At 60.0% G+C, this 16,878-nt stretch carries 17 protein-coding genes; 16 read left to right on the forward strand and 1 reads right to left on the reverse strand.

What is annotated here, in order from left to right:
* Positions 1-91 precede the first annotated feature (91 nt).
* The gene (locus ABIL25_07615) at positions 92-2,323 is read right to left on the reverse strand and encodes a M14 family zinc carboxypeptidase (protein ID MEO0082142.1); all 2,232 of its coding nucleotides are present in this window, start codon (positions 2,321-2,323) and stop codon (positions 92-94) included.
* A 201-nt stretch (positions 2,324-2,524) separates the two neighbouring features.
* Here ABIL25_07615 and ABIL25_07620 point away from each other — a divergent pair, with 201 nt between their 5' ends.
* The 16 genes from ABIL25_07620 to ABIL25_07695 form a co-directional block, all read left to right on the forward strand.
* Positions 2,525-4,816: an ATP-binding protein gene (locus tag ABIL25_07620; GenBank protein ID MEO0082143.1), complete on the forward strand. Its 2,292-nt coding sequence runs from the start codon at positions 2,525-2,527 to the stop codon at positions 4,814-4,816.
* 607 nt (positions 4,817-5,423) lie between these two features.
* Positions 5,424-5,912 (forward strand): hypothetical protein, encoded by a 489-nt coding sequence (locus tag ABIL25_07625; GenBank protein MEO0082144.1) that lies wholly within the window; start codon positions 5,424-5,426, stop codon positions 5,910-5,912.
* Positions 5,905-6,207 (forward strand): hypothetical protein, encoded by a 303-nt coding sequence (locus ABIL25_07630; protein MEO0082145.1) that lies wholly within the window; start codon positions 5,905-5,907, stop codon positions 6,205-6,207. Before ABIL25_07625 ends, ABIL25_07630 begins: the two co-directional genes overlap by 8 nt.
* Positions 6,191-6,568, forward strand: coding sequence for a hypothetical protein (locus ABIL25_07635; protein MEO0082146.1), 378 nt, complete (start codon positions 6,191-6,193; stop codon positions 6,566-6,568). Before ABIL25_07630 ends, ABIL25_07635 begins: the two co-directional genes overlap by 17 nt.
* Before the next feature lie 270 nt (positions 6,569-6,838).
* Positions 6,839-7,627, forward strand: a complete 789-nt coding sequence (locus ABIL25_07640) for a type II toxin-antitoxin system antitoxin SocA domain-containing protein (protein MEO0082147.1) — start codon at positions 6,839-6,841, stop codon at positions 7,625-7,627.
* Entirely contained in the window at positions 7,605-7,991 is a 387-nt protein-coding gene (locus ABIL25_07645; GenBank protein MEO0082148.1) for a hypothetical protein, read from the forward strand. The genes ABIL25_07640 and ABIL25_07645 overlap by 23 nt, the downstream gene beginning before the upstream one ends.
* Before the next feature lie 3 nt (positions 7,992-7,994).
* Positions 7,995-8,351 carry a metal-dependent hydrolase gene (locus ABIL25_07650; GenBank protein ID MEO0082149.1) on the forward strand — a complete coding sequence of 119 codons (357 nt, stop codon included), beginning with the start codon at positions 7,995-7,997 and terminating at the stop codon, positions 8,349-8,351.
* 546 nt (positions 8,352-8,897) lie between these two features.
* Positions 8,898-10,019 carry a tetratricopeptide repeat protein gene (locus tag ABIL25_07655; protein MEO0082150.1) on the forward strand — a complete coding sequence of 374 codons (1,122 nt, stop codon included), beginning with the start codon at positions 8,898-8,900 and terminating at the stop codon, positions 10,017-10,019.
* 528 nt (positions 10,020-10,547) lie between these two features.
* A complete protein-coding gene (locus ABIL25_07660; GenBank protein MEO0082151.1) occupies positions 10,548-11,867 on the forward strand; it encodes a class I SAM-dependent methyltransferase in 1,320 nt (439 codons plus the stop codon).
* Entirely contained in the window at positions 11,864-12,379 is a 516-nt protein-coding gene (locus ABIL25_07665; GenBank protein MEO0082152.1) for a hypothetical protein, read from the forward strand. Before ABIL25_07660 ends, ABIL25_07665 begins: the two co-directional genes overlap by 4 nt.
* 59 nt (positions 12,380-12,438) lie before the next feature.
* On the forward strand, positions 12,439-12,705 hold the full coding sequence (locus ABIL25_07670) for a hypothetical protein (protein ID MEO0082153.1): 267 nt from the start codon (positions 12,439-12,441) through the stop codon (positions 12,703-12,705).
* 406 nt (positions 12,706-13,111) lie between these two features.
* A complete protein-coding gene (locus tag ABIL25_07675; protein ID MEO0082154.1) occupies positions 13,112-13,678 on the forward strand; it encodes a sigma-70 family RNA polymerase sigma factor in 567 nt (188 codons plus the stop codon).
* A 38-nt stretch (positions 13,679-13,716) separates the two neighbouring features.
* A complete protein-coding gene (locus tag ABIL25_07680; protein MEO0082155.1) occupies positions 13,717-13,950 on the forward strand; it encodes a hypothetical protein in 234 nt (77 codons plus the stop codon).
* Between the two features lie 188 nt (positions 13,951-14,138).
* Positions 14,139-14,510 (forward strand): hypothetical protein, encoded by a 372-nt coding sequence (locus ABIL25_07685; protein MEO0082156.1) that lies wholly within the window; start codon positions 14,139-14,141, stop codon positions 14,508-14,510.
* A 184-nt stretch (positions 14,511-14,694) separates the two neighbouring features.
* The gene (locus tag ABIL25_07690; GenBank protein MEO0082157.1) at positions 14,695-15,843 is read left to right on the forward strand and encodes a hypothetical protein; all 1,149 of its coding nucleotides are present in this window, start codon (positions 14,695-14,697) and stop codon (positions 15,841-15,843) included.
* Between the two features lie 9 nt (positions 15,844-15,852).
* On the forward strand, positions 15,853-16,878 hold a 1,026-nt coding region (locus ABIL25_07695; protein ID MEO0082158.1), incomplete at its 3' end, for a thiolase domain-containing protein.

Here is a 16,878-nt window from a genome sequence, read left to right on the forward strand (position 1 = left end):
GGTTGCCATCTCGCAAGGGTCTCTCAAACCTTGCGTCAAATTATACCCGAGCCGTCGGGCCCGGTCAACAGAAGCACGAGCTGGACTAGGCCTAATCCACAAGCACGAGTCGGTCCGTAATCACCTGGTCTGAAACCAGACGGACATAGTACACTCCGGCCGGTACCCTGCGGCCTGTCGCATCTGTACGATCCCAGAGCAGGGTATGTTCCCCAGGCTCAGCCAGACTAACCAACCTGCGGACCAGCCGGCCGCTCGCGTCATACACGCTTAGCGCGGCAATGCCGGCATGCGCGATGCTAAAGCTGACTGCAACGTTCCCGCTGGCCGGGTTTGGTCCCAGCTCAAGCCGAGAATGGGGTGTATGCGCTTGTTCGGCAATGTTCGAGCCACCCACGACAACGTCCTCGAGCGGCCCCTGGTCTCCCCAGCCCCACGCTGCGTTGTAACCGCGCACGCGGTAGTAGTAACGGCCCGGAACCCTGCCTGTCACCTGATACAGCGTGTCGGTGATGCTGTTGGAAATGACCGTGCGGTTCGAGAAACTTGGTACCGGCCAGACATCGTCCACGTAAACGCCTGAGTTGGTCGTACCATCGTCAGTCATATAGCGAAAGCGGATGAAGACTGACTTGCCGGCCCAAGGCTGAAGTGAGAACGACTTGCGTATCCAGCCGGACGAGTTACCGGTAAGCCGGTCGTGGAGCTGAAACCACTCTTTGCCTTCGAGCGATACTTCGGCCACCGTTACATCGTAGTTACTCTCAGTGTTATACCATATCCAGTAGCGGAGGCTGTCCCCGGGGTTAACCGGGTACGGATCCTTGGTCATCGCGTAGTTTGAAATGTTGTTGCCCGTGCCCAGGTAGATACTATAGGTTCCTGAATGTTTCTGGCTCGTTGACTGGGATGCGCCCTGCAGGGTCCATTTGCCAGTCCCGGACTCGAACCCGTCCTCGACCACGACCAGGCCAGAGAGTTCCTCCAGCTCCCACTTTGTCGGATGGTTTTGTTCCGGCCGAATCGGTGTCCAGTGGAGCGTGAAGTCGCCGAATGCCGAGTCAATCGGCGCCAGTATCGGCCGCGGCACCGTACCCTCAAGCGAGTTGATAATGTCGCTTGCCTGCTGGGCCAGGTAGAACGAACCCTTGAATGCTTCAGTCTGTATCTTATTTAGGTCCGTCGTGCTCTGGTAGAATGTCGTACCCAATTCACAGCAGAACGACATGCAAGGAAAACCACCGATGTAATGGGCCCAGCCATAGAACCAGTCGTCTGAGCCGCCGTTTGTTGGATATAGCTGGTCCGAGCGCTGCGGGGTATAAGTTCCGCCGGAAAGCTTCGAAATGCGACTGGCAACCTGTTGGCCAAGGCTCGAATAGTAGGTATTATCCGGCGTGTTCTCACCGTGGCCATAGGGCCACAGAATCAGTTCGGAGTAAGAATGGAACTCGATGCAGGCCACGATTGTGCGCTGTTTGAAGAACTCGCACAGTGCACCGATTTCCTTACCCCATGCTCCTGAGGCACCAAAAAATGTCTCGTCTGAAGGTAGATGTGATGTTCGCGAGCCGCGAACCAGCGAACCCCAGTCAGCCATCCGGTTGCCGCTGCACACACCGTTGAAGTCGCGGTTGTCGTCGCATCCGTATGAGCTGCCGAATGGCTGACGGTTCTTGCGCCAACTCCGCTGGCTCGGATAGTCGTAGGCAAATCCGTCAGCATTGACAATCGGGAAGACCCAGATTTCACGGTTGTCAACGAGGTCTCGGAAACTCGTATTGGCCGCATAGTTGCGAACCAGTGTGTCGGCGATGTGCCGGCACACCTGGCCTGCGGCCCACTCACGGGCGTGCACCTGGCCCATGAACATCACCTCGGGTTCGTCCTCGTCCAGACTCGGGTTGTCCGAGATCTTGACCCCGAGTATCCAACGTCCCTCGTGGGTTGGGCCAAAGCTGTCGAGCTTGCAGATGGCTGGATAGGAAGAAGCCAGATTGCGCAGGATGCTCTTCATCGAGTCGTATGAGCAGTAGAAGCCCAACTCGGCAGCTTCCAGGCGTCGGGTGTCAAGGTCATCAATGATTACTTCGCTGGGCAGCCCGCATCCGGTCACAAGCGCCAGCTCGGCCCGGTCACAGATAAGGTCATAGGACTCTCCGGGCACGGCTCCCGCAATCTGAATTGACGTGCCCTTGAATGGTATGTGCTCGTACAACTGCCAGTAGTCGGTCGCCCGGACCCGGACGACCGTCTGACCAGCAAGCGCCGTGCCAGCAGCAAGAAGTGCGGCAGCAGAGAACTTCAGCGTCTTTACGAACACCGACGACAAATCACACCTCCTCTAGGTATTATGCTTTGTTATACCGAGTATCAGACATAGGACGGGTACATGGCTAGGCATCTTCTCAGCCGGAACAAACTCCACGTCGAATAAGTCTAGACATTACATCGCCAATGTCAAACCGCCTGAAACCGTCCTCGCTTCGCTTGACCTGACCGCAACGACAGTGTATAAGAAACAATGTCCAAAAAGCCGGAAAGAACTCGAAGCCGCGCTGTCTTTGGAATCCAGGGACGCATCCTGTTCTGGCTGCTGATTGTCGGCATCGCCCCGGTTGTTATCACGTCGGTACTCGGCCATCTGACAATGACCCGGAGCGCCCTTGAGGCCGCGGCCGAACGATTGGTCAGAATCTCAAGCGAAACCGCTTCGGCCATTGACTCAAGGATTCGCAACCTAATTCTCGAAGCTGGCCATCTATGTACCCAGTCTCCTGCTTTTCAGGAAGAAGTAGTCAGGGCCGCTCGCAGCCCACGACTCTCCGCAGCCGAGCTTGCCAGGGTCTGGCCGGCCGACTCGGCTCGGCTGACTGATGCCCTATTGGCCAGCAGGGTCAGCCAGGAACTGGTCCGTTTCCTGCACGGGCATCAGGGACAGTTCGAACGGCTTATCGTAACCGACCTTTCCGGCGTTGTCCTGGGAGCGTCCGGACCTCTTCCTTCGCTTCTTTTCCAGTCGGACAGTCTGTTAGCAGGCAGCCAGTTCAACTACACCATTGATCAGGAACTACTGGAGGTTGTTGCCCAGGTCGTTGCACCTGGCGGTGGTCCGGTTGTCGGAATCCTTCGAGCGTATTCCCGGACGAGCGACCTGCAAGAACTGATCGAAGACATAAAAATCGGCCAGACCGGCTTCGCGGCACTGCTCGCTAGCACCGGCGAGGTCCTGTTCGCATCGCCGGAACTAGAAGTCGGCACAAGATTAGGCGAGACCGGCCTGGTCAGTCGGCTCACAACTGAGTACCCATCCTGGTTCCAGGGCCGCGGTCTGAACAACCAGACACATTCGGTCATTGCTCTCGCACCTGTATCGGTGACCCGGGGCCCTAGTCATGCCAAGCTGGGTGGAGCCTCATGGGTTGTCTTAGTCGAGCAGAGCAAGGCTGAAGTCCTTGCTGCACCGCACCAGTTCGGTCGTATCGCGGTTCTAGTCGTCCTCCTGACGGCTGCGGTGGTACTGGTCGTCGGCCTTTTCCTGTCCGAGCGGGTCGTCCAGCCGCTGCGTCGGCTGCGTGTCGGTGCGCGTCAACTCGCCGACGGCCGGCTCGACACGAATCTCGACCTGCGCACCGGAGATGAAATCGAGGACCTGGCACTCGAATTCATGACCATGGCCAACCGACTCACCGAGCTGCACGGCAGCCTCGAACGGAAAGTTAGCCAGGCCACCCAGGAGCTGGACGAACGGAACAAGTCCCTGCAGGCCATCCTCCTGGCCCTGGCTGAAGGTCTAGTAGTTATCGGCCCGGACCGTCGTATTGTTCTCTGGAACCGTGCGGCCGAACAGATGACCGGATTCTCGGCCACTCAAGCTGTCGGCCGGCCTTGTGACGAAGTACTCAGACCTGCATCCACTGATTCCGCGACTGTCTGCGACCTGGCCTGCCGGCTCCTAGAGCCCCCTCTGGCTACTCCCTCGCCGGCTACTCCCTCGACCACATCGGTGCTGACCGCTGAGGGCCGGGTTCTACCGGTCGGACTAAGCGCCGCACCACTTCAGGACGAAGCCGGCAGGAGAACCGGTTGCGTCATAGTCCTGCGGGACCTGTCCCGCGAGCAAGAAATGGACCGTCTCAAGTCTGACATGGTCTCGATTGTCTCGCACGAACTGCGCACACCGCTTGGTCCGCTCATCGGGTTTGCCGAACTGCTCAGAGACAACTCTCTGCCGGAAGAAAAGCGGCGGCACTATTTGGACATCATTATCGAACAGGCGCGCCGGCTTTCCGGTCTCGTTGACAATTTCCTCACCTTGTCCCAGATTGAAGCCGGCCGATTCGAGCTGCATCTTGAAGACACAGACCTACGCCGGCTTGCTGAGGACGTCATTGCCATTGAATCAGCTCACGCGCCGATGCACCGGCTCCGAAACGAAATTCCCCCGGACCTGCCGACGGTACGGGCTGACCCGGACAGAATCCGCCGGGTTATTCATAACCTGGTTTCCAACGCTATCAAGTACTCACCCGAAGGTGGCACCGTTACGATCGCGGCCAGACCGGTGGGTGAAGAAGTAGAGGTCAGCGTCTCGGACCAGGGTGTCGGCATCCGGCGCGAAGACCTGTCCCGGCTGTTCGAGCGATTCCAGCGCATGCACAAAGAAGACCTGCCCGATGTCCGCGGCACCGGCCTTGGCCTTTCAATCTGCAAGAGCATTGTCGAAGAACACGGCGGCACGATGCGGGTAGAATCCCGCTACGGCAAAGGCAGCACCTTTTACTTCCGCCTTCCCAGAACCGGCCCGGCGGCCTAACAACCGGCAACAGACCAATCAGCCGGGAAACCGGCCCTCGAGTCCCATCTCCAACCAGCCGGGAAATCGGCCTGCCAATCGGCTCACCAATCAACCTGGAAATCGGCCTCCAGACTAGCTTGGGAATCCGCTAGTCAAACAGCTCACCTGCCGGCAGGGAAATCAACCGACCAACCGGTCCCTAGACCAGCTTGCCGGCCAGCCCGGCAACCAGCCTGACAATCGGCTGACAAACCAGCCCGGCAAACAGCTCGGAAATCTGCCGGCCAACCAGCTTGCCAGTCTGCCAGCCTTGCGACCTGACAACCAGCCTACCAATCAGCCTACCAATAGACCCCCATACGGAAAAACTTCACTTACGAGCGCATGGAGCGGGACATGAACGAACTTCCCTCACTCCGTATCGTATCCTAAGGCCGTCCGTCCTTGACCTCCTCGTGTTCTGCGTGATTTCACTGCTTTCCCATCCCTATCCGTGTGCGCCTGCGCCTAGCCGCGTTCACTTCTCTTGCCGGCCAGAACCTTGGCGTCCTTGGCGGTTCCTCCGGTTTGTTGTTTTCCTTTACGAATTCGGCCAAAAACAGCATATATATGATTGAGAACAGAAATGAAGACCCTGAAGCTCGACTCAGAAACGATGAAGCTCCTCGACCGCATCCGGGCCGAGGCCGACACCCTGATGCTCGACGGCCTTGATTTCGACCTCGCCGAACAAGCAGTCCGGGAGCTTGCCCGGCCTGCCCTGGACAAGGTCAAGATGACCCGATTGCAGCAGGACCAGTACCGCTGGTACCTGCGCGAACTGACCGGGCTCCTGGCAGCCAGAACCGGCTGGGACCTCGCCTTTGAGCTGGAACTGCTCCTGCGCAAATGGACAGCGCTCGGGCTCGCGTCCGACATCCTTCAAGCCGCCCTGCGCCAGGTCTACACCGGACTCGTAGCACCGCAGAAACCGGGAGTAAGCAGTGAAACAAGCGCACTGCGAGACAGCAGGACAAACCGACAGCCGGACAGTAAGACAGCAAACTGCCAGTCTATTCCCCTTCCGGTTGCTCCCTCTTCTGCCACTTTCGATTCCGAGACACGCGATGGGTAAGAAGAAGCGCCCCCTGCCTCCATCCGGGCCGCCGCTCGGCCCGAAAGAGGAACTCAGCCGCATCGTAGCCGGCCTGGACTGCCCGGAAGAACAGCGTCCCTTCTACCTTACCTTTGCCTGGGAGCTCTACCACACCCTGCGCCAGCCGCCGGTTCCAGGCTTCTCCCACTATACCCAGCGCGTCGTGCTCAAATGGTTTCACCGGGGACTCTCCGGCCGACTGCTCTGGCACATAGGCCAGCAAATCGTCCGCTGGCGGTTCTCATCAGAGGCAGGCCATGGAAAGAACGATTGACGAAATACGTGCGGCCTATGCCTGGCAGATGGCGGCCGGAATGTGCCCGCCCAGCCTCAAATGCAGCACGCAGGAACAACTTGACCACTTCTGCCAGGCGCGAATATACGACCGCTCGCTGGTCATGCTGACCAGGCCGGTCCTGCTGGAACGCGGCATTCCCGGCGGCGAACACATCTACTACTACGCCTTTGCCCGGGCCCTGGCCCGGCTGTGCCGCATCTACTCATCCCGGACCCTGCTCCGGGCTACCGAAGACCTCATTGACCGATGGGAGTTCCGGGGCCTGGACTTGGCCACGCTCCTTGCGCTGCGGAACAAGGTCTACGGCTTCGCGGGCCAGCCTGAGAGGGAACAGTGAGCAGCGGGAAAGGAAACAGCAAGAAAGGAGACAGCAAGACAGCCATCTTTGCGCCTCTCCGGCTCTCCGGCTGTCTCCCTGTCCCGCTGTCCGGCTCGCTCGCTGTCCTGCCGTCCGCCTGCTATCGGTCTTACTGTCCTCGGGCCATCCGCACGCAGGTCTTCAACATCGGTCCGCCGACGCCGTAGGCCGCTGTCGGATTTATGCACGAGCGCTTGACATAAAAGTCGACAGAGGTATAATGACCTATCATGAACTACGGAGCCCTCGATGAGCAATAGACAGCAATCCCTTGGTGTGCGGCTCAGGGCCCTGCGCGAGCGGCAAGGCCTGAGCCAGGAGGCTCTTGCCGGCCAGCTAGGCATTCCGCGTTCATCTCTGTCACAGGTCGAAGCCGGCCGCAGGAATGTCACGGCCGACGAACTCGTCCGGCTGGCTGACCTGCTCGGTGTGAGCTGTGACGTCCTGCTCGGCTTGGAGAAGGAGCCGGAAGTCGTTCTGGCAAAAGACGCTCCAGCGAGGTCGGCGGCAGGTGGAATGCGCATCAGTGTACCGCAGAAAAACCTGGCCAAGTTCCGCGAGGTGCTGCTGTACGTGCTTAGCCGAATCGGGGCCAGGCCGCATGTCGGCGAAACGGTGCTCTACAAACTACTCTACTTCATTGACTTCGACTACTACGAGAAATACGAAGAGCAGCTCATCGGCGCGACCTATGTCGCCAACAAGTATGGACCCACGCCGGTAGAGTTCCATAAGATTGTCGAAAGAATGGAAAAGGAAGGCGCGCTGGTTAGAGTGAGGAACCAACACTTCCAGTACGAGCAACGCAAGTACCTCCCGCTGCGCGAACCGGACACGTCGGTCCTGACCGGGCCGGAGCTCGCGCTGATAGACGACGTGCTCAAGCGGCTGGGCGACATGAACGCCGCCCAGATCAGCGCGTGGTCACACAACGACGTGCCCTGGCTCGGTACCAAGCCCGGCAAGGTGATTCCTTACGAAGCGGTGTTCTACCGCGTTCCGCCTTACTCCCAGCGTGAGTACGCCGAGGCCGATTAGCGCGGTTGTCCGGCTACCGGAATTCGAGCGCGACTTCGCACGCCTGCTCAGGAAGTATCGTACCCTGGAAGACGACCTGGTCTTCTTCACTGAATACGCGCTGAGGCTGTTCCACGAAAAGGGTCTTCCGACCGGCCGCATAGAGCGCGTCGCAGGGCTCGGTTTCGACGAACCGCCGGTGTACGTGGCTAAGAAGTTCGCGTGTCAGGCTCTCAAGAGCAAAGGTTCGTGTACCGGAATCCGCGTTGTTTGGGCCTGGTTCCCGGATGAAGGTCGTATCGAGTTTGCTGAAATCTACCTGAAAGCGGACAAGGCGGTCGAAGACAAGCAACGACTAAAGAAGCGCTATGGCAGGAGTGGCTAAGCTATGCGACGCTCAACCCACGTCGCAGTCGGCGCCTTCGCCGCCTGTGGCGCTGAGCTGATTCGGTGCTTTGTGAACAAGGAACAGGTCGACTGGCTCAAAGTGGCTGCGGCGGGTCTGGTCGGCGGGTGCGTGGCGGTCGCACCGGACCTGCTGGAACCTGCCCTGCACCCGAACCATCGCGGTCTGTTCCACGGCCTCGCAACGGGAGGCGCCGCCGTCTACGGTGCAGTGAAGAACACCAAAGCGACCGCGCCTGACACCTGGCTCAGGTTGCTGGGTCGGTCGGCCGCCATCGGCTACCTCTCCCACTTAGTCTTGGACGCTACCACGCCCAAGGGTCTACCAATTGTAGGCTGACTGAACTAGACAGCTTCCCTCCCTCGCCGATGGTGACAAACTCATCCGCAAAGGTGTGGCCGGCGAATCACTGGCCTTGGAAGCCGGGCTGCAGATAGGGCTGTGGGTGGGCCGAGGGCTTGTGCAGTCGGTTCTCGAGAGTATCAGGACTCAGGTATTCAACATCGGACCACCCACGCCCTAGCGTTTCCCCCAAGGGGTTACAGGTGCACGTGCAACGACCAAGGGGAGTTGCGTACACCGCCTTAGGGGCGGGTAGCCCCTGAGGTGCGGGGTTTGGGGAAAACGCAGGACTGTGGGTAGACAGAGGCCTGACTCAGTCAGTACTGGAGGCCATCCGGACGCAGGTCTTCAACATCGGTCCGCCGACGCCGTAGCTGTTTGCGCTGGCGGTAGGAATGTCAAGGCCCAAGACCTGACCCCTCATGCTGGGGCACCGACGCCGCAGACGCTCACCGACTCGCGGCCCCGCGAGGAAGAATCGTTTGCTATGTCCCCGGTAACTCCCGCTTGACCACTGGCCCGGATTCGGTACGCTACTTCGAGGTGACAGGCATCATTGCGGGCATTATCGCTTCCGTTGCGGCGGTCGCTGCGGCGGCCGTCATTCTGTACCGGTCAACCCCTCGACAACGCGCCCGGCGCGCAAGACGTTCGCTGGAACAGGGCAGCGCCGCCCTGGCCGCAGGCAGGCTCGGCCGGGCCGCGCGGCATTTCCAGCAGGCCGGCAGACTGACCTGCGGCACCGAATCAGCGGCCGCGTACCGGCAGGCAGGCGTGTGCCGCCAGCAGCAGGGACGTTTCAGGGAGGCACTCGGGAGCTTCCGGGCCGCGCTGCGGGCCGCGCGCGACGCAGGCGACAAAACGACCGAAGCGCGAGCGCTGGGCAACATCGGCTTGGTCTGGCAGATGAGGGGCCGCTTCGACAAGGCGCTCGACTATTACGAACAGAGCGCGGCGCTGAGCCGCGAGGCCGGCGACCGGTCCGGACTCGCGCGGCTGGACAGCAACAAGGGGCTGCTTCTCATCCGACGCGGGCAGCTCGCGGAGGCGCTTGTCTGTTTCGAGCGCGCCCGCGACACCTTCGCGCAACTCGGCGCCCGGCGGGAACTCGCCAGCGTTCTCGGCAACATCGCGCTCGTACTTCAGCGCGAGGGCGAACTGGACCAGGCTTCGGCCAGTCTTGAGCAGACCGCGGAAATCGCGCGGCAGACCGGCGACGTTCTGGTCGAGGCAAACGCGCTCGGCAACCTCGCGGGCATATTCCTCAAGAAAGGCGAACCCGACCGGGCGCTGGCAAGCTACGAGGCTGTCCTCAGCCTGCACGCGAAGGCCGGAGACGTTGCGGGCGAAGCGCGGGACCGCGTCGGTATCGGCAACGTGCTGGTGCTCAAACGGGAATACGAGAAGGCGGCCCAATACCTTGCCTCGGCGCTCAAGACCCTGCTGACCATCGGCACCGCCGACGGGCCGAGGGACTGCATATTCGGCCTGCGGCAGTGCTACATCGCGCTGGGGCCGCGGGACTTCGCGGCGGTCTGCGAGAAAGCCGGGCTGGAGCGCCGGACCGTGACCAACCTGCTTGCCCTGGTCGCCCGCGAACCCGGCAAGCCCCGCTATCCTTCGCTCTGGGTCGACCACGACGCGAAGAAGACCGCCGCCTCTTGACACACATCGGAAAACAAGAAGCATCCCCGGTATTCCCCAGGAGGCCCGCCTAGTTTCGTATTGTGTCCCCTTTTCTACCGCCTCAGGGGCGGGTAGCCCCTGAGGTGCGCGGTTTGGGGAAAACGCAGGACTGTGGGTAGACAGAGGCCTGACTCAGTCAGTGCTGGAGGCCATCCGCACGCAGGTCTTCAACATCGGTCCACCAACGCCCTGAGGCCACACTTCTCTTGGGCATTGGCCATTGAGCATTGATTGGGCATTGAATCTTGGGCCTTGGGCCTTTCCTCATTCATTGGGCCTTGAGCCTTGGTTCTTGGGCCTTCTCTCATTCAACGCTCATTCCTCCGCCGCTATGGTGCTCAATATCGGCGCACCAACGCCGTAGGCGGCCGTCAGCGCACCCTATCAGGACCTGTCAAATGCCAAGATTCGACCCCGGCCCCGCCCGAGAGCGCAAGCTCCTACTGCACTCGAAAGTAGGCGTTCGTCGCTTGACTTGCAGGTCTTTATACGGCATAGTTGAATCAGATGACGGTAATTCGCACAGCACTTCGCACTGAGCCTTCGATGACAGGTTTGGTGGTTTCGCACCCCCGGCCACCGCGCATAAGGACAGCGGCGGAGTTTCGAGCGCACCTAGAGACGTTCACTTTCTCCGACTCGCAGGCCAACCTGTTCACCACAGGCAGGCATGCAGTGGTCGAGACGTTCCTTGCCGAAGGGAGAAGTATCCCTCGCTACGTCAACGAATACTGGACTTCTGGTCAGCGGCAGGCTAACTCATTACACGAAATATCCTACCGGGCCTGCTTCAAGCCACAGCTTCCTCGGTTCTTTATCGAACGCCTCACAGACCCGGGTGATACAGTCTATGACCCCTTTGGAGGTCGGGGAACGACGGCGATAGAAGCAGCCCTTCTCGGCCGGAACGTCATCTCAAACGACATCAACCCGCTGAGCCGGATACTGACGGAACCTCGGCTATCCCCTCCGCATGTTGAGGAGGTGGCACGTCGGCTGGCGGGGATTCCAGTCCTTGCAGACGCGGCAGATAGGGCCGGCACTGACCTCTCCATGTTCTATCACCCATCCACACTAGCAGAAATCGTATCCCTGCGCGAGTATCTTCGCGGCAAGCGCAACAACGTTGACAACTGGATTCGCATGGTTGCGACGAATCGTCTTACCGGTCATTCTAGCGGATTCTTCTCCGTTTACACCCTGCCGCCGAACCAGGCGGTCTCGCCTGCTGCGCAATCAAAGATAAACGCGATACGCAGACAGACGCCTCCTCAAAGAGATACTCGCGCGATTATCGTCCGAAAGACGGCAAGCCTTCTTGCAGACGTGGATGAACGTATGCGGCAGACGCTTCGTATGGCAGCCTCCTCCGCTCGCTTCCACAAGTGCGATGCCCGCAGAGTGCTGGAGATAAAACCGGAGAGCGTGGACCTAACAGTTACCTCACCGCCGTTCCTTGACGTTGTTCAGTATGACCAAGACAACTGGCTACGGTGCTGGTTCAATTGGATAGACGCTGCGGCTGTGGCCAAGCGCATCACTATCATGAAGCGGTTGGAGGACTGGGCGGCAGTCATGCAAGACGTCTTTCACGAGCTCTACCGCGTCACGCGCCAAGGCGGCTGGGTGGCCTTCGAGGTCGGGGATGTCCGAGGTGGCAAGGTGCTTCTCGACGAGGTCGTTGCGCCACTCGGTATGAATGCCGGCTTCGACTGTGTCGCAGTCATGGTGAACCAGCAGGAGTTCACTAAAACGGCAAACTGCTGGGGTATCAGAAACAACTCCAAGGGCACCAACACGAACAGGATAGTCCTGTTCACAAAGTGAACGAGCATACCGGGTCCTTTGAGCACGATGATACGGTTGCAGACCGCGGCATGATGCTAGCTTGGAGCATCCCGGAGATTGCCAAGGCACTCAAGATAGACGAGAAGGACGTAAAGGAGTACTTCACTGACGGACGTAGGGTTTCCTTCCTCTTGGAGAGAAGAATCGCCAAGCGTCTCGACTGGGTGCTCGCCCCCAGTGAAGGAGCGGGATATGACCTCGTGGACCCGAAGGGACGCCGGTGGGAGGTGCGGAGCATCACTAAGGGCGGTATCTACTTCGGCCCCAGTTACGACGTTGGGTCGGGCCGCTCATACACAGAGAGGGGCTTCCGGGAGAAAATCGGCCAGCTTGCGGGTTACGTTCTCTGTGACATCGAGTCGTTCCCGCGTATCCCGTTCTGGATAATCTCCGTAAAACAGGTCCTTCGTTGGAAAGACGGTGGGTTGCTGGGAACTCAGGCCCGCGCCTCTCGCAGAAAGATGCTAGAACTCCTCAAGTCAAACGAGTGACCCAACTGCAGTAACGCCAGACTGCGGCTAGCCTGCCATAGCACCCGAAGTTTCTCTACTTGCGAGGCAACGACTTTGTGCCTTGGCAGCTCGGTAACAACCTTCTTCACTCGGTCGCGACAGCGCCGTTTGCGACGCCCAATTTCTACTCGAAATCGGCCGCGTGGCAAACTGGGATGCGCCGGGTTCAGGGTGCGACCGGGTTGATGCTGAATACTTGGCTGCAAATCGCGGTCAAGACCGCCGGAACCAGGGAAACCCGGGACACTTCCCATATTTCCACAAATCCGAGGCCTGTCAAGGGTGTCTGCGCGCGGGCGCGGTGACACGATACGAAACTCGACCGGCCGTAGTTCGGCCTGACCGAGGACGGGGATTATCAGAATTAGGGTGTGTTTCGGGGACTTATTACTTATCTCGATTCTATCAAGTCCGGGCGGGGCATTCGCTTCGGCCCGGTGTCATTCTTCACGCCCAACTTATACCTCAGTTCAGTCGAAAGTCAAGGCACAGACGGATGCCGGGCCAGCCGTACAGGCCAACCCGCAGATTCTTTTACGAGTTTCCGTCATTCCGGCATATAATAGTGTAGAGGGCGAGATAGAGAAGTCGCTCCTTTGGGGACCGGGAGCATAAGCCCTGACTCGGCCTGCCCAGCCCAAGCATAACCGCCTCCCGGCCTCCAGCGGCCGGACAGGCCGGGCCAGAGCGAGAAGGACGTGGAGGTGCATCATGACAGATGCACAACTGGTGGCAGGGGCATTGCAGGGCAAGGAGGAAAGCCTGTCCGAGCTCTTACGCCGCTATCGCGCGCCGGTGTACGCCTGGATTCGACACCACGGTTTCGGCCGACCTGATGCCGAGGACCTGACCCAGGAGACACTGGCAAGGGCCTGTTCCCGACTGGCCCGGTTCGACCCGGCCAAGGGCCGGTTTGCGACCTGGCTGTTCGAGATAGCGAACAACCTGTGCCGGATGCAGTTGCGCCGGCAGGCGCGGCATCCTTCACCGGAAAGCATCGAGACCGTGTTCCCGGAGCCGAGTTGTGACGGGCCGGAGGAAGCACTGGGCAGAAACAGGTGCGAGGAAGTGCTCTGGCAGGCGGTGTGCCGGTTGCCCGAGAAGCTGCGGTCCGTGACCGTGCTGTTCTTCTACTGGGGTATGAACCGGTGTGAGGCCGCGCGGTTCCTGCGCGTGAGTGAGGGCACGGTGCGTTACCGGTTGAGGTGTTCGTGCCGTCTACTGCGAAGGTATCTGGCCGAACGCGGGATAACGAGCGCACGGCAACTGACAGCATAGTGCGACCGCTAAGTCCGAGGTTCTGAAAGGAGGTAGTCGTGAGTGATGACAACGTATGGCAAGAGAAGGAGGAGTTGATGGACGAGGAAGCCTGCCGACTGGCAGACGAGTTTCTGGACCTGGCCCAGGCCGGAAAGAACCCTGACCCGGAGGAATTCCTGTTCCGCCATCCTGCGTATGAGAAGATTCTGCGTCCCGTGGTAGAGGGCGCGGCAATGTTGGTTGCTGAGATGAGGCGAAACGGCCTGTCACCGGGCGCGTCCCAGGACTGACCCGGCAAGCATTCTGAACCTAAGACCCGGCTGGAGCCGGGCCTTTTTCTTACGAATCTGGCAGGGTCGGAGCATATATATCAGTGCAGGACCGAGAAGCTCTTTGACAGCTCTCAGCAGCCCGATGGTCGCAGGCAGCAGCCGGCCTTCGAGCCAGCGGCAGGCACCGCAGAAAGGAGGTGATAGCAATGCCGACCGACCCGACCAAGCGCATAGACGGCTGGGACAAGAAGTTCAACGTCGAACGCATCTCCGCCATCCTGACCGAGCGACGGCCCAAGATGCTCGAGCACGTGAACTCGGCGTACGTTTCTCTGGCTTCGATGGAAGGTCAGGTGAAGCAGGTGCTCGACCAGGAAGGTGTCTCCATCATCACCTACCCGTTCTACCTGAACTTCGGCCGCGAGATGTGGCATCTGTCCCAGATTGACGTGTCCGGCGAGGCGCTGGCGGTTGAGGCCGCAACCCTGATTGGGAAATGGGTTGCCCGCGGCCTCAGCCGGTCGGTGCTGGAGACCATCCGTACCCAGGTCTTCAACATCGGCCCGCCGACGCCGTAGAGCGGACACGCCTGAGTCGCACGCGGAGCGGCCCTGCTGCCGCGCCGCTCCGCGGCATCTTCGCAAGCTGCCGGGCCTTCTTGACATCCCATGTTCAGGCCGGTATCTTACGCCACGTTGGGAAGGACGGCTGCGACAGGACACAACACACAAGGATGATGAGGAACCTAAATCTGGAGGTCTAATGTCAGAACGCATCGCGGTCGTCGGCATCGGCGCCACGCAGTTGCGCAGCATCTCTCCGGATGTTTCCTATAAGGAGATGATGTTTGAGGCAGCGCTGAAGGCCTATGCCGACGCCGGAATAGACCCGCGCAAGGATATTGACACCTTCGTCACCTGCGCGGAGGACTACATCGAAGGAACAAGCATCTTCGACGAGTACGTGCCGGACCAGCTCGGCGCAGCCCTGAAGCAGATGCACACCATCACCGGTGACGGCCTGCACGGTATTGCTGCCGCAGTGATGCAGTTGCGCACCGGCCAGTTTTCCACCGCCGTGGTCGAGGCTCATTCCAAAGCGTCCAATATGCTCACACCGGACGGCATCGCCGCCTGCGCGCAGGACCCGATAACCGTCCGACCGCTGCGGCTCAATACCCACTTTGTCGCCGGTCTGGAAATGAACCGGTTCTGCTCTGAGACCGGGGTTTCACCGGCTCAGTGCGCGGCAGTCGCTATCAAGAACCGCCGTAACGCCCTGACCAACCCGATTGCCGGTCAGGCTGCGCTCTTGACCCTGGATGACTTTGCCTGCGCCCGGCCGGTTGCCTGGCCTCTGACTGAGCTGGATATCGCTCAGCCCGTGGATGGAGCTTTTGTGTTTGTGCTGGCCACCGAGTCGCGGGCGCGCGCCTTGCGGGCCAAACCGGTATGGATTACCGGCGTTGGCTGGTGCAATGGTTCGCCCAATCTGGAAACGCGCGACTGGTGCTATCCTGAGTATGTCACGCAGGCGTCACTTCTGGCCTGCCGCATGGCTAACATTCAGGACCCGCGCAGCTTTGATTTTCTGGAAGTGGACGACACCTATGCCTACAAGGAACTGCAACATCTGGCAGCGCTGGGGCTGGGTGATGCCGGTACAATTGCTCATATGACCGAAACCGGCGCTACCGGCCGGGAGGGAACTCTGCCGGTGAATCCTTCCGGTGGCTCCCTGGGTATGGGTCATATGTACGAAGCGTCCGGTCTTGCCCGGCTGTATTGCGCAGTGCAGCAATTACGGGGCCAAGCCGGCGCCAATCAACTCAAGAAGGCTTCCACCTGCCTGGTGCAGGCATGGCGGGGAGTGCCGACCGCTTCGGCCGCGGTTGTAACCCTGGCCGCATAGGGAGGAAATATGGGTAACAGAGTAGCAATTGTCGGAGTGGGAATGACGAAGTTCGTGCGCCGGGCTTTGGAGACCGGCAAGGAGCTGTCCTGGCTGGCCACGAAGATGGCGCTTGATTCCTGCGGTATGAAGATGGATCAGATTGACTGTGTTGCTCTGGGCACGGCACCCGACACCTTTGACGGCGTACATATGAAGGGCGAGTACCTCTCAGACGGTGCCGGTTGCTGGGGTAAGCCCTATATGCGTTCATACGTGGGCGGCGGCACCGGCGTCTTCTCGGTTGCTCAAGGCTGGTATCATGTAGCTTCCGGAATATGCGATACCTGCCTGGTTGTCTGCGAAGAGAAGATGTCCACCTACCAGCCTCATGCCCAGGGTGCGTTTCTCACCATATTCGACCATACCACTGAGCGGCCGCTCAAGCCAAATCTGCTCTGGATTTTCGCCCTGGAGATGAACCGCTACATGACGACCTATGGCCTGCGCAAGGAAGACATCGCCCGGGTAGCAGTCAAGAACAAGAACAACGCACTCGACCACCCGTGCGCTCAGATTGCCGCACCCGTAACGATTGAGGATGTGCTCAACTCCGAAGTGCTGGCCTGGCCGGTGCAGCGACTGGACGTAAGCCCGGTATCAGACGGTGCGGTTGCGGTCATTCTGGCCAATGAATCCATTGCCCGTCGGGTCACAGACAAGCCGGTCTGGATTGAAGGCGTGGGCTGGGCGCTTGACACCGCCTACTGGACCAACCGCGACTTGTGCTACCCGCGCTACGTAGAGGAAGCGGCGCGGATGGCGTACAAGATGGCCGGTATCACTGACCCCCGGCACCAGATTCATGTGGCCGAACCCTATGACCCGTTTGACTACAAGGAGCTGCACCACATGGAAGGCCTGATGCTCTGCGGTAAAGGTGAGGCACCCCAGCTCACCGCAGACGGCGTCACCGCACGCGACGGCGAGCTGCCGGTCTGTCCCTCAGGCGGTCTGCTCGGTGTCGGCAATCCTATTGCCGCCGCCGGACTGATG

This window comes from candidate division WOR-3 bacterium, assembly GCA_039801365.1.
In the GTDB taxonomy this organism is placed as follows: domain Bacteria; phylum Hydrothermota; class Tepidihabitantia; order Tepidihabitantales; family Tepidihabitantaceae; genus JBDRUN01.

Excerpts from the sequence above, each read along its gene's own strand:
- ABIL25_07620 (MEO0082143.1), top strand. The coding sequence starts at position 2,525 with ATGTCCAAAAAGCCGGAAAGAACTCGAAGCCGCGCTGTCTTTGGAATC.
- ABIL25_07625 (MEO0082144.1), top strand. The coding sequence starts at position 5,424 with ATGAAGACCCTGAAGCTCGACTCAGAAACGATGAAGCTCCTCGACCGC.
- ABIL25_07630 (MEO0082145.1), top strand. The coding sequence starts at position 5,905 with ATGGGTAAGAAGAAGCGCCCCCTGCCTCCATCCGGGCCGCCGCTCGGC.
- ABIL25_07635 (MEO0082146.1), top strand. The coding sequence starts at position 6,191 with ATGGAAAGAACGATTGACGAAATACGTGCGGCCTATGCCTGGCAGATG.
- ABIL25_07640 (MEO0082147.1), top strand. The coding sequence starts at position 6,839 with ATGAGCAATAGACAGCAATCCCTTGGTGTGCGGCTCAGGGCCCTGCGC.
- ABIL25_07650 (MEO0082149.1), top strand. The coding sequence starts at position 7,995 with ATGCGACGCTCAACCCACGTCGCAGTCGGCGCCTTCGCCGCCTGTGGC.
- ABIL25_07660 (MEO0082151.1), top strand. The coding sequence starts at position 10,548 with ATGACGGTAATTCGCACAGCACTTCGCACTGAGCCTTCGATGACAGGT.
- ABIL25_07675 (MEO0082154.1), top strand. The coding sequence starts at position 13,112 with ATGACAGATGCACAACTGGTGGCAGGGGCATTGCAGGGCAAGGAGGAA.
- ABIL25_07685 (MEO0082156.1), top strand. The coding sequence starts at position 14,139 with ATGCCGACCGACCCGACCAAGCGCATAGACGGCTGGGACAAGAAGTTC.
- ABIL25_07690 (MEO0082157.1), top strand. The coding sequence starts at position 14,695 with ATGTCAGAACGCATCGCGGTCGTCGGCATCGGCGCCACGCAGTTGCGC.